The organism is Niabella agricola (assembly GCF_021538615.1).
GTDB lineage: Bacteria > Bacteroidota > Bacteroidia > Chitinophagales > Chitinophagaceae > Niabella > Niabella agricola.
This window is the reverse complement of record NZ_JAJHIZ010000003.1, coordinates 382,941-397,097: the sequence shown is the minus strand read 5'-3', so window position 1 is coordinate 397,097 and position 14,157 is coordinate 382,941. Positions and strand designations below refer to the sequence as shown.

The 14,157-nt window shown below is 46.2% G+C and carries 7 protein-coding genes; all 7 read left to right on the top strand.

What is annotated here, in order from left to right:
- Positions 1 to 50: 50 nt before the first annotated feature.
- The 7 genes from LL912_RS07130 to LL912_RS07100 all read left to right on the top strand — a co-directional run bounded on the left by LL912_RS07130 (position 51) and on the right by LL912_RS07100 (position 14,152).
- Positions 51 to 2,072, top strand: coding sequence for a beta-L-arabinofuranosidase domain-containing protein (locus tag LL912_RS07130; protein WP_235552890.1), 2,022 nt, complete (start codon positions 51 to 53; stop codon positions 2,070 to 2,072).
- A 49-nt stretch (positions 2,073 to 2,121) separates the two neighbouring features.
- Positions 2,122 to 3,315, top strand: a complete 1,194-nt coding sequence (locus LL912_RS07125; protein WP_235552889.1) for an aldose epimerase family protein — start codon at positions 2,122 to 2,124, stop codon at positions 3,313 to 3,315.
- Positions 3,316 to 4,072: 757 nt separating this feature from the next.
- Positions 4,073 to 7,063 (top strand): SusC/RagA family TonB-linked outer membrane protein, encoded by a 2,991-nt coding sequence (locus tag LL912_RS07120; protein WP_235552888.1) that lies wholly within the window; start codon positions 4,073 to 4,075, stop codon positions 7,061 to 7,063.
- 19 nt (positions 7,064 to 7,082) lie between these two features.
- Complete coding sequence (locus LL912_RS07115; protein ID WP_235552887.1) at positions 7,083 to 8,699, top strand: RagB/SusD family nutrient uptake outer membrane protein; 1,617 nt, start codon at positions 7,083 to 7,085, stop codon at positions 8,697 to 8,699.
- 11 nt (positions 8,700 to 8,710) lie between these two features.
- Positions 8,711 to 9,892, top strand: coding sequence for a discoidin domain-containing protein (locus tag LL912_RS07110; protein ID WP_235552886.1), 1,182 nt, complete (start codon positions 8,711 to 8,713; stop codon positions 9,890 to 9,892).
- An 18-nt stretch (positions 9,893 to 9,910) separates the two neighbouring features.
- A complete protein-coding gene (locus LL912_RS07105) occupies positions 9,911 to 10,954 on the top strand; it encodes a DUF5007 domain-containing protein (protein ID WP_235552885.1) in 1,044 nt (347 codons plus the stop codon).
- Between the two features lie 30 nt (positions 10,955 to 10,984).
- Positions 10,985 to 14,152 carry a SusC/RagA family TonB-linked outer membrane protein gene (locus tag LL912_RS07100; RefSeq protein WP_235552884.1) on the top strand — a complete coding sequence of 1,056 codons (3,168 nt, stop codon included), beginning with the start codon at positions 10,985 to 10,987 and terminating at the stop codon, positions 14,150 to 14,152.
- Positions 14,153 to 14,157 lie beyond the last annotated feature (5 nt).

The window sequence follows — 14,157 nt, the reverse complement described above, 5'->3', positions numbered from 1 at the left end:
GCTGCCAGGGAGTGATTTATTGTATATTTGACCTTTATTAATGATTGCACATGCGATTGCATATTCTTTGCGGTATCAGTTTATTGTTTTTAGTACAGTTGGCCGGTGCACAGCAACAGGCAGAAGCGGTGCGCTATGTGCCGCGTATTTACGAGCCCTTTGATATCGGGGCCATAAAACCCGCCGGCTGGCTGCTGGATCAGCTTAAAACAGTGGCCCTGAATTCGACAGGACACCTGGATGAAACACATGATAAAATCAGGAAAGACAATGGATGGTTGGGTGGGAAAGGTGACGGATGGGAGGAAACGCCGTATTGGTTAGACGGCGCCGTACCGGTGGCCTACCTGCTGAACGATCCGCAGTTAAAAGCGAAGGTGCTGAAGTATATTAATTGGACACTGGATCATCAGCGGCCTTCCGGATATTTTGGCCCGCTCACGACGTATGAGCGGGAAACCGGGAAGACGATCACCGCCGAAATTGCCGATAAAGGCGAAGACTGGTGGCCGAAGATGGTAATGCTGAAAGTGCTGCAGCAATATTACAGTGCCACTAAAGACAAAAGGGTATTGCCGTTTATGTTGCGTTATTTCCGTTACCAGGAAGCGGCATTAAAAAAAGCTCCGCTGTCAAAGTGGACGGAGTGGGCGGTGTCCCGCGGGTCTGAAAATATGCTGGTGGCACAATGGCTGTACAGTGTTACCAAAGAGCCGTTCCTATTACAACTGGCAGCGGTGATCAGGGATCAGTCTCTGCCATGGAGTTCCATGTTGGGAGGGCGCGACTGGGTAATGCATGCAGCCGCATTCCAGAATAACAAAGCCTGGATGACCCGTCATGGCGTAAATGTAGGCATGGCCATCAAAGAACCGGCGCTTAATTACGAGCGGACTGGTAATAAAAAATATATAGATATACTAAATACGGGTTGGAACGACATCATGTTATTGCATGGATTGCCCAACGGAATCTTTTCGGCAGATGAAGACCTGCACGGCAATCTTCCCACACAAGGTACCGAGTTATGTGCAATCGTGGAAACGATGTTCTCCATGGAGGAAGCCCTTTCCGTTACCGGTGATCTGAAGTTTGCCGATGCATTGGAACGGATGACCTTTAATGCGTTTCCGCCCCAAACCACAGCTGATTTTAACAAAAAACAATATTTCCAGATCGCTAACCAGGTGGCCGTGGAGCGGGGGGTATATGATTTTTCTTTGCCCTTCGACCGGCAGATGAATAATGTATTTGGCGCCCGCAGCGGGTATAGTTGCTGCCTGTCGAATATGCACCAGGGCTGGCCGAAGTTTGCCGGGAACCTGTGGTATAAAACCACACACAATGGAATTGCAGCGCTTGTGTATGCTCCAAGCGAACTGACCACAACCATCGGCGGCCGGTCTGTAACGATCGCGGAAAAAACCAGCTACCCGTTCAGCGATGAGATCCGGTTTGAGATAAAAACAGACGCTGCCATTCCGTTCCCCTTTTTATTGCGGATTCCTTCCTGGTGTCAAAAACCGGAATTATGGATCAACAGCGAAGTGCAGCGGCCGGATATACATCAGGGACTGGTAACCCTGCACCGGACCTGGAAGACTGGCGATGTGGTGCGGCTTAAATTGCCGATGCGTATCCAGGTGAGCAACTGGGGAAGGAATTCAAGAGCCATTGAGCGCGGCCCCCTTGTATATGCGCTGAAGTTGAAGGAGCAGGTAGCCACAGATACAGAAGCCGCTGAAGGGGTTTATGAAACATTAACGACTACAGATTCCTGGAACTATGGACTGGTAAAGCGGATCATTGAAAACCCTTCGCAACTCAAAGTAGCGGAACAACCGTTGCGCAGTGATTTTAAGTGGGTACAGGAAATGGCGCCGGTTACCATTACAGTTACCGGAAAACAAATACCGGCCTGGTATGCCGGAAAAGGAAGCGTGGCCGACCAGCCTGTATCTGACCGCGAGGGGATCTACAAAGGAACGGTTGCTGCGGAAGAAGTTCCGCTGGTCCTGATTCCTTACGGGTTTACCCGCTTGAGGGTGGTGGCATTCCCGGTAGTACCTTAGGAAAGGATCAGTAATTTTATACGCAAAAACAAATTGAAAAATGATACACATGAATCAAACGCTTAAATTGGTAACCTTTTCGCTGATGGCGGCAGGCATTCTTTCCTGTAAAACCCCGGAAAATAAAGAAAGTGCACAAAGCGGCACCGACTCCACCACTGCAGCTGCTACCGGTAGCGCCTCAGAGCTGAATCCTGCAAGCTTTGAAGCCACCATCGACGGAAAGAAAACAGGGTTGTATACCCTAAAGAACAATAATGGAATGCGGGTGGCCATTACCAGTTATGGAGGCCGTATTGTAGGGCTTTGGGTACCCGATAAATCCGGTAAACCTACGGATGTAGTAATCGGGCTCAGCAGCGTGGAAGGATATGAGAAAGCAACGGAGGCCTATCTGGGTGCTACAATCGGCCGTTATGGTAACCGTATCGCACATGCCCGTTTTAAGCTGGATGGTAAGGAGTATACGCTGGCAGCCAACAACGGGCCTAACAACCTGCACGGAGGCAAGAAGGGGTTCCAGTACGTGGTATGGGATGCGGTACAGCCCAATGACAGTACGCTGGAATTGAGTTACACCAGTCCCGATTTGGAGGAAGGGTTTCCGGGTGAACTGAAGGTGAAAGTGACCTATAGTGTAACATCAGACAACGCAATAAAGATGGGTTATAGTGCGCAAACCAATAAAAACACCGTTGTGAACCTGACCAATCACGCTTACTTTAACCTTAACGGCGAAGGTAGCGGCGATATCCTGAAACACACGGCACAGATCTATGCCGATAAATACACGCCGGTAGATTCCACCTTAATTCCTACCGGCAAACTGGAACCTGTGGCAGGCACGCCTTTTGATTTTACAAAGCCGGAAGCCATAGGGGCCCGCATCGGAACCGACAATATTCAACTGAAATATGGTAAAGGGTACGATCATAATTATGTGCTCAACGGAACCAAAGGGGCTTATGGTTTAACACATGCTGCTACATTTACCGGCGATCAGTCGGGAGTGGTAATGGATGTCTATACACAGGAGCCTGGCCTGCAATTTTACAGCGGGAACTTTAATGAAGGCAAGAATACGTTGAAATCCGGCGCAAAAGATATTCATCGTGGCGCTTTCTGTGCCGAGACGCAGCATTTCCCTGATTCTCCAAATCAGCCGGCTTTTCCAAGTGTAGAGTTAAAGCCAGGCGCAACTTATCATACCGTTTCTTATTATAAGTTTTCAGTGAAACAATAGGCTGGCGCAAACTATTACAGAGTGCATAAAATAAAGGACCGTCTCTCGTTTGGGGCGGTCTTTTTTAATTGCAGGAACTTACTGTTTGAAAGGCCTGTACACAGGCGTTTCATCTTAAACAGAGAGAACGCCAGGCTGCGGCATTGCCCGGCCACAAACGTTTCGCCGTTGGGAACGTTTCGGGAATATTGCGAATGGTTTTTATTACTTACGTAAGTTTTAATACGTTTTTCGGAAAGAAAGCAAGCAAAATATTTTGAAACAATGGTAGGAATAAAAACAGGGTTTGTCTTTTTTAATTAAGTTTTAATTAGTTATAGTATTTTTTTATAAAAGATTGAAAGCCGTTGTTGGTTATTTTACTTTAACATTAAGGATTTATTAATTGTATTTTAACAAAAAAATTATTATAAAAAACTTTAAATAAGTTTTGCTGGATACATTTTAGTCTTATATATTTGAAATCTGTTAAAATGAAATAAACATTTTTAAATGTATTTGAAATGAATCAGTGCAGGGTTTAACAGAACGAATTGGGATTATTGACGAACGCTTACTTGTGTATTTTTCTCGCTCTCAGGAGCCTTTATTTGGTGGATAAAGAACCTTTGTTCTAAATGCCCTGGCATTTGGCAACGATGAGTGGACTTTGTGTTGACTATTGGGAAGCAACGGCTTTTTTTTATGAAGCCAGGCCTTAATAATTTAAGAGTTGACTATATAAAAGATTTCTTTCTGAATTGATTAACTGTTTAGTATGCAATTGAAAAAGCTGTTTGTACGCTGCGGAAGGCAATTGATTGTTGTTTTGCTGCTGGGAATAACTTTAAATGGAATGGCCCAGGTCGATACGCTCACCGATGCTGAGAAGCAGGATTCTATACTGAAGGCGACTGCCAGTCAGAAGTTCAATCAGGAATTAAAACGTTCCAATCATCCCGGACTAAGCGATAGCACCTCCCTGCTGACATTGATCAATTTGTCGGGCATAAAAAAAACACCGTTCATTAGTGTGCAGCAGTACCTGAAAGGAAATGCTGCCGGGTTATACGTGAATGAAGAAAGCGGAGAACCAGGTGCGGAACAGTTTATGTATATCCGCGGACTCAATATGCCGATATTCAATAAGCAGGATCTCATCGCGCAGCAACCGGCTGTTTTTGTAAACGGGGTACCGCTTGTACAGGCAAATGCGTTAACGTATAATATCCAGCGTTATGATTTTAACAGCATCGGTTCCGGCACCAACTTTCTTTCTACGATCGACGTAAACAATATAGAGAAGATAGAGGTGCTGAAAACGCCTTCCGACCTGGCGGTACTGGGCCCCATCGCAAGCAACGGAGCCATCTGGATTACCACCAAAAACGCCCAGTCCGGTTTCCGTAAAATTAATGTAGATACCTATTTCGGAATCCTGAAAAGACCTTCAGTATATAGTATCAACAGCCAGTATGAAAATGAGTTCCGGGATCGCTATTATCAAAAATATGCCACACTGGATCAGATTCAGAACAAACCGTTGTATGTGGCCAATACACTGGACCCTAATTTTTATGGGCCTTCCAACTGGACGGATGTTTACTATAAGGCAAAGCCAGTGCACTACCTCGGCGTAGGATTGCTGGGGGGTATGGATCGTGCCAACTTCATGTTCAACATCAGCAAAACAAAAGACCAGAACTTTGATGCCACTTCATTGAACCGGTATAATATCGTTTTTGGCATCAACATGCTGCCTGCTAAATGGCTGACTGTATCCGGTAACGTAAACGCTACACGCATGGACCGGGATCGTAACCGTAGTCTCAGGGACCGTTTTGCTGAAACAAGATTTGTTCCGGACCTTGCCAACCCCCTGGCCCCCAATGTAGCGGCCTACAACAACTTTTTGCGGAAATACACCGGCTCGGTAGACAACAATATCAATAACTCATTCTTCGGGTCATTTAGCGCGCGGGCAAAGTTTGATAAACTGGAGTTGAATACCCGGCTGGCAGCAGATTATGAAGAATCATTACGGGATGTGTTTTATGGAAAGGCTCTGATGGACAATAACAATTTCGGATCAGTTTATACCGGCTTTAACCAACGGTTTACGGTAATGAACAATATTAAATACACATTGCCGGTTAATAATAATACCCAGGAGATCCGCTTGGAGGCCGGTCAGCAATACATATCAGATTTTATTAAGTACGACTATCTGGTAGCCTATAATACACCAAACGATTTTATAAAAATTAAAGAGATATTCCTTAATACAGACTTTACTCCGGATCTGTATATGAATCGTAACGATATCTTTGGTTATCCTTTTACGGATAAAGCAAAAGCCAATCTTTCTTCCTTATACGGGCGGATCGGCTATTCCTTCAAAAAGCTGCTGGACCTGGATTTTGTTGGCCGGTACGATGGGTACTCTAATTTCTCAGAATATGCCCGATGGTTGTTTACACCCGTGGCCAGCGCACGGTTTAATGTGCACGAACTGCTGAAAAATGAAGTAGTGAGCACCCTCGTATTAAAGGGGTCCTGGGGGCAGTTTGGCAATCTGTTGGCCGATAACCGGTTTAAGATCGGTCCTCAATACCGCGTAGATCTCGGTTACTCTGATGAGCCAACCCTGGGTAGCTATGCCGGTTTGGCCGGGATTTCGCAACCATATTCCTTTGGATGGGTAAATGAATATTATAACTGGCCTTACAGCGTGCGTATGAATATCGGTACAGAAATCGGTTTATACGAGAACCGCATTTTATTGGGGCTGGATTATTACAACAATAAAAATAAAAACCTGATCGTACCCACAAGCATGCCTGCTGAGAACGGCTTTTCGCATAAATACGTACAGGGAATGACGGTTCAGAACAGCGGACTGAATTTTACAATGAATGCCGAAGTAGTAAAGCATCAAAAAGATTTCGGCTGGAACCTGTTCGGTAATTTCAGCTGGAATAAAAACAAATTGCTGCAGTTGCCTTATGGTCTCAGTTCACTCGTTTATGGCAATAAGAAAATAGAAGTAGGTAAACCAGTGGATGCCTACTGGGTGTATGAAAACAAAGGGATTATCAATAGCGAAAGCGAGATACCGAAGGGTAAACTGAACCTCAACGGAACCTACGATCCGCTTACTTTTAGCGGACTGATCAGCTTTTCGCCGGGTGATGCATTGTGGGCGGATCATAATAACGATGGCACCATTGATGAAAATGACAAAGTGCTGAAAGGAAACGCCCTGCCGGTATATACCGGGGGATTGGGAAGCAACCTGGTATACAAGCGGTTTACGCTGGATGTGCTGTTTTATATGGCGTTCGGACATAAACTGCTCAACCGTCAGACCTCCGGCAAACTCGATTTTGTCAACAACGAAAATTCAAGGGATATCAGCTATATCAAAGAAGTTACGTTCTGGCAAAAAACCTTCGACTATAATGATTACCCGATGTACAATCCCTGGAGCAGCACCATTCCTTACCGGGTTGATCAGGACCTGTTCCTGGAAAATGCAGGTTATCTGAAGCTGCGCAGTCTTACCCTGGGTTATGATTGTTCGCAACTTCCATATATTTCAAAAGCGAAGTTTAACAAAGCACTGTTATATGTTACTGCATCCAACCTGTTCACCCTGTCTTCTTTTTCGGGCGGAGACCCCGAGCAGGTGGATTATATGGGATATTACAACGGCAGAAGCCTGCCGATTCCCAAATCCTTTATTATTGGATTGAAATTGGACTTTTAAATAAAAAGAGTATTGAGTTATGGTTATTAAATATCCAAAGCAAATGATCCTGTTATTGTCCGGCATCCTGTTGCTGGCGGTTTCCGGTTGCAATAAAAAACTGGATACTGTGGTTTCATCGGCGGAATCTGCTTCCAGGATGTGGCAGTCTTACGACGATGCACGCAATGGTTTAGTAGCGCTGTATGGGCTGTCGCGTGCTGCATTAGCAGAAAATAATGGACACTGGATGTACGGTGATCTGAGGAAGGGCGACTTCGTAGCAACTTCCAGCGGAAACTATCTTGATGCCATCATTAAGAACGAGCTGAACAAAGGATTTACGCAAATCAAGCAATTAACAAACTGGCGCCGTTTTTATGCGGCCATAGATGCCTGCAACACATTCATCGAAAATGCAGAACGATGCAAGGTGGATCTGCGTTATTCTGATTTGAACTGTAAGGTGGATATTGCGCAGGCCCATATGTTGCGTTCCTTTTTGTATTTCTATATTGTTCGGATCTGGGGTGATGTGCCGTTGATTACCACAGCCTCAAAAAACGGGGAGACCGTTCAGGTAGCGCGTACACCGCAGGACCAGGTAATGGATTTTTGTATCCGCGAGCTAAAACAATACAAGGATAGTTTGCCTACGGAATATGGGGGAGATGACAGGTCCAAGCTAAACTATGATGGACTTTATTACGGGCAAACCTGGAGTAATTGGGGCAATGCATTCTGGGGCTATTATCAGTGCCTTGGATTGCTGGCACATATGTATGCCTGGATCGGGGATTATCAATCGGTGCTTATTACAACTACGGAAATCAATGCCAATGCTGCTGCAGCACGTACCGGATTAATCAGTTACTCCAATTCCAGGGGGTACCTGGCGGGCCGGAACAGTTTGTTCTACAGCAATGGTATAAAGGGCAATCTATGCTACCAGATGATTGCCTTCCCTTACAATATGAACAACAGGGAATCCGGACCCAGCGGCGTGGGGCATATAGAATCGCTTACCCTTGCAAGTCCCTATGTGGTACGCTCCAAACCGGATATTTATGTGCCCAGGGATACCATTGCCCGCTGGTTTCATTATGTAGGTGATGTGCGGCATCCGTTTCAGTCGGAATTTGGTAACTACGAGGATATCTATTTCTCCAACTATTATGGGAATATTCCCATTTTCGCCAAATTCAAAAACATTGCCACCGGGTCCAGCAATTTCCCGATCTATGGTTCCGCCATTCCCATTTTCCGATGGGAAGACAACCTCCTCCTGATGGCAGAAGCCAACTATGTACTGGGCGATATGCGGGCCGCTTTCGACCGGTTAAATGATGTTCGGGAACCCCGTAACTCACCGGGTTTCTTTTATGGACGGCCCAGCCAGACCCGCGCCGGGTTTACGTTACAACCCACAGAAGCCAGCATGGAAGGCGGGATCCTTTATAATATTTTCCGGGAGCGCAGGGTAGAGCTTGCGGGCGAGGGAAGCTGGTGGTACGACCAGATCCGTTACAACCGGTTGGCGCGTAACAATCCGCAGTTTAACAAGCTGCTGGACGAAGGAGGAATCTACTGGCCGATCGACCAGGAAATCATCAGTAAAAACCCCCTGATCGAACAAAATTCTTATTGGAAACGGTAATTGGAATCAATATGAAAAAGCAAATCTTACCAGTAACAGCGATACTCCTGATACTATTTATGCTGGCTGCAGGTTGCAATAAAGGAGGCAGTCCTTATTATAAATCAGAAATAACAGAAACCGTCCGGTTCGACGGTACCGTATTGCAATATCTTGAGAGCCAGAAAGGGATCTACGATTCGATGGTAGTGGTGATCAAGCGCTTTCCGCATCTGGAACAGCTGTTGTCGTCGCCAGGTTCCATGACCGTGTTTGCGATCCCCAACGCGGCATTCCAGGTGGCGGTGACCAACTTTAACCGGGAACGGGAAAAGCTGGACAGTGCACCGCTGTATTTTTCTCCCAATGACCTGAGCCGGCCGGATTCTGGGATGTTTCATTACCTGGGACTTGAAAAACTGATTGCACGATATATTTTTAACAGGGTTTATACCTATGAAGAACTGGCGGTGTCAACTACCGGTTTGCGTTCGCCTTCCATCCTGGGGTATGATATGAACCTCAGAGCCGTGCAGCAAAATGCAGTAGGCGCCATTAAAGATGGTCCTAAAGTAATTGAGTTAAGCGACATGAACAATTCCATCTTTAACCGTTTCTGGAAATCGGCATTAACCAGCACCATTGCTGCGGTGCAAACCAGTAATGCCCTGGTACATACGTTAACGCAAAATCATGAATTTGGCTTTGCCAGTTTTGCGGATAAATTACTGGAACCATCCTGGGACCGGACGGGGTGGACACCCATCGCCTGGCACTCGCAATACCTGGGATCCTGGGGAGGCACGGTGGCGCATGCCCTGGATAACGACGGCGATACCCGCTGGCATACCCTTACTTCAAACCCGCCTCCGTTACCACTGTATTTTACGGTGGATATGAAGAAAACGCTGTTGATCGGCGGGGTTACCATCCAGTGCCGTAAAGACGGCGGGCATGATGGTTCACCGGTTGATTTTACGGTGGAGTTTGCTCCCGAAGGCGCCAATCTTGCAGATTCTTCTGTATGGATCCGGCATCGTTTCGATTACAGCCAAACAGTCGATAACGCTTCGATTAAACTACCGCACAAATTTTTCTTTACCCCAAAAGTTGAAGCAAGATATTTCCGCTTTATAGTGAACCAGGTGTTTTCGGGAAGGCTGTATACAGACCGTCCTTATTCGAATCTTGATGAGATCTGGATGCTTTATTAATCTATTTTTTGATACATTATGAACAAAACTTCTTTTGTAGCGATATTGCTGGTACTGATAACAGGAACATCCTGTAAAAAGCTGCTTCCAAGTCAACTGGATGCAATCGATCGGTCGGCTACATTTTTGTCAACCAATTTTTCGCCCATCCTGGGCCGGAACTATATCGCCAGAAATCCGTTCAGCTATGGCCAGTCGACCCTGCCGCTGGATTTTGAAATTGTGAACATGCGAAGGTTTAACGGCGAGCCGGCTCCGGAATTAACCGATGATATTTACCCGGTTACTGTTTGGAAAACCACCGGTGCCGGATCGTATACCGGTACAGAAACTTCATTGGCGGAGATCGAAGCCAAACGTACGATCGAAAATCACCGCATCTTCGAAATGCGTAAAAATTCGGGCGACGTAGTGGTATGGGGTGATGTGAATACATCAAAGCTCAGAACGCGGCCCGATTCCGGTTATGTGTTTGATGTAAAAGTATCCAATAGCGGCGCCACCCGTTATTTTTATAACCTGCGTTTTATGCCTTACAAACCCGTGCCGCATGACCCGCATAATTACGACCTGAACACCGGTATGGCTTCCGGGCCGGCACTGAATGCAAATACCAGCGGTATTTCGCTGATCAACTTTGCAAGAAGCAAGGATAATGTAGCGATGTCTGCTACGGAGGTAGACGTATATTTTAATAAACTGGTGGGGGGCAGCGGCAATACGCTGACGTTTAAATTTCTCGATTCCGCTTATGCACCGATCAACCCCAGGTTGTTTAATCAAACCCAATGGGATCGCCTGGTGCACGGCTTTGATATGAAACTAACCGATACAGAAGTAAAATATACGGTAGCCTATCCCATTCCGCTCACATCAACGCCTACGCCGTATACCAATGGGAACGGCAGCCGGGCTGCAGTGAAATTTGGGTATTACCGCCTCGGACCCGGTGGCTTCGGTGTAACGGCGTCTCTGGGATTCAATTTTGCTATATATCAAAAGGGAGATTGGGAGATTGCCTTCCACTTTAAGAATACGTCACCCAAATTCACGAATGATTAATCTGCTTATAGACAATATAAACGAAAAGCTATGAGGATATTGAAGGGCTTATTGCTTACACTTTTTTGTTTCTCAGTACACCTGCTGTATGCGCAACAGGTGGAAATACGTGGGAAGGTAGTAGACGATAAAACGCAGCAGCCGATAGAAGGTGTTTCTGTAGTGGTAGGCAACCGCGGCACACATACAGACTCGCTGGGACAGTTCTCCGTAAAGATGACCCGCACGGAAATTCTGAATTTTTCCTATGTGGAATACAAAAAGCAAACCTATAAGCTGGGCAGCGATGAAAATGATCTGACAATCTACCTGGTTTCGGATGATGCCAAGAGTGCCATGAACGATGTAGTGGTAATGGGATTTGCAAAAAAGAGTAAAGTACTCTCAACCGGGTCGTCGGTCGTAATTACCTCGGATGATATCAAGGACGTTCCCGCCGCCAACCTGGCAGACCTGTTGCAGGGAAAAGTGCCCGGGGTAAATATTCAAACCAACAGCGGGATGCCGGGTGCCCGTAGTTCGATTTTTCAGCGGGGTTTGAGTTCTGTAGATGTTTCCGGTTCTGGTAACGAAGCGTACCTGGCTTCCACCCAGCCGCTGATCATTATTGATGGTGTGCCGATTGATCCGAATACGGATTATGAGTATGGGTTTGCCACAGCAGGTGCGGGTGTGAGCCCCCTGACCCTGATTCCCGCAGAAGATATTGAGGATGTGCAGATCCTGAAAGACGCTGCCGCCATTTCGGTTTACGGATCGCGCGGCGCATATGGGGTCTGGATCATCAATACCAAGAAAGGACGCTCCGGGAAGCCCGAGATCAATTATATCTCCAACTTTTTTGTAAGCACTGTACCAAAATTACGGGATATATACGGGGGGCGTATTGAACGGATGACGAAGATCGATCAGATACTCCGGTATAACCAGTATCTTTCCGAGTATGCCGGGTGGGCAATGGTAAATGCAAACCCATATCTCTCTGACAGCCTGAATCCCTATCTCAATAACTCTACAAACTGGCAGTCTTATTTCTTCAAAAGCACCAACAACCAGAATCATAACCTGAGTATCAAAGGAGGAGACCCCAGCTTTAATTATAAAATAAACCTGGGATATTATAATGAAAAAGGGATTATTGAAAATACCGGGATGTCGCGGTATACCCTGGGGATGAATACCATCTATGAGCCTAAGTCTAAAAAGATGAAACTGACGGCCAGCATCAATGCCAATAATTCCATCCGTAATAACGGAAGTGGGATAGGGTTGCTGCAAACAGGTGTTGCTACCAGTGGTATGGCATCTACCACGCTGCCTCCTCCCAGTATTTATACGGAGAACAGTGATGCCCTCGCCGCCTTCCAGATCGAAGAAGATAACAAAACGGCCACCATCATGTCGAACCTGCAGTTCGATTTGACGATTCTTAAAAACCTGCGGTTCCAGGCACAAGGAAGCCATTCCTATTCGCATTCCAACAGTAATACATTCTACCCATCCTGGCTGAACAGTGGTAGTTCTTATTACCTGCCTACCGGCACAAACCCGCTGGCCCAGTACAATACGTTTTCAAGGATCGGCAACGGATATTATAACCGCAACGTGTTAACGTATAATAAAACCTTTAATCAGGAGAAACATTATATCAGTGCCTATGCATTCTCCGATCTTTCAGTAGATATGGTCCGTAGCAATGCATTGCTGCTATATGGTGCTCCTAATGATTATATTTCAGGTCCTATCGGTTATAACCTTTCCAATTCCCGTTTCGGAACCAATGGGGTACCCAGGAACAGCCGGGTATTTGGTTACGGAGGTAATGTGAGTTATGCATATGAGCAACGGTATGTGCTGGAGCTCAGCTACCGGATCGATGGTACTTCTACCAACGGGCCCTTGTCTGGCTACAGTCATAACCCTACCGCATCTTTTAAATGGAACCTGTACAAAGAAAAATTTATGCAGGATGTAAACTGGGTAGATTATGCTTCTTTCCGGGGAAGCTGGGGCCGGAACATTGTACCGCAGGGAGATGTTTATGCCATTTATGGAAAGTATTTCCCCGGAGGTACGTATATGGGACAACCTTCCGTGGGACTAAGTTTTGGTACAGCGCCCAACCCGTACTTCCTGCCCAATACCTCCAATTCCTGGAACGGCGGTTTGGAGGCCGGTTTCCTGAAAGGTAAGTTTGCAATTGAATACGACGTTTATTACCGTACTGTTGAAAACATGTTCCGGAAGGTAGACATTGTTACTGAATCCGGCTATGGCGATAAGCCCACCAACGAGATCAGTATGGTAAACTATGGACATGAATTGTCGTTGCGTTTCAAGCCCATTCAAACCAAAAACTTTACCTGGAACATGAACATAAACGGCGCGTATAATAAAAACGTGCTCACGCACCTGCCCAATGATGCACGGCAACTGGTGGTCAATTCTACAGACGTTTTAGGGCTTCCTGTTTTGTACCGTCTTGGAAGCAATGCGCTCACCAATTATATGTTTAATACCAAGGGCGTTTATGCAACAGATGCAGATGTGCCGGTGCATCCGCTTACCGGACAGCGGCAGCAGATCAACGGTCGTCCGTTGAGAGGCGGGGACCCGATTTTTGCGGATCTGAATGGGGATTATGTAATCGACAATAATGACCGGGTAGCCGTGGGTGACCCGCAACCGAAAGTAACCGGGGGCTTTATCAATAACCTTACGTATAAAAACTGGTCCATGTCCCTGCAATGGTCGTACACCCTGTTCCGGGATGTGCTCAACACGCCGTTGGCCGCACGGTTCCAGTATTTTTATAATCCTTATTCTTTATCCTCACTGCCCTTGATTGATAATTATAATTACTGGAAGCAACCGGGTGATGTGGCTACTTATCCCAATCCTTATTCTTATGAGCAAAACGTGGCCATCGGATCCTATCGCTACAATCAAACCCTGTTTATGGAAGACGGATCTTATTTTAAGCTCAACACATTTACGCTTAGCTATAGTTTAAATAAGGACCTCATCAGCAGGATCCGCCTGAAAACGGCAAGGGTGTTTTTTACGGGGTATAATCTTTGGGTGATTTCCAATTATTCCGGGCCCAACCCGGAGAACGTTTCCGATCTGGGCCGGGATCAGCCAAACGGGTATCCGAACCCTCGTAAATTTTCTCTTGGTATTAACGTGACTTTATAAAATTC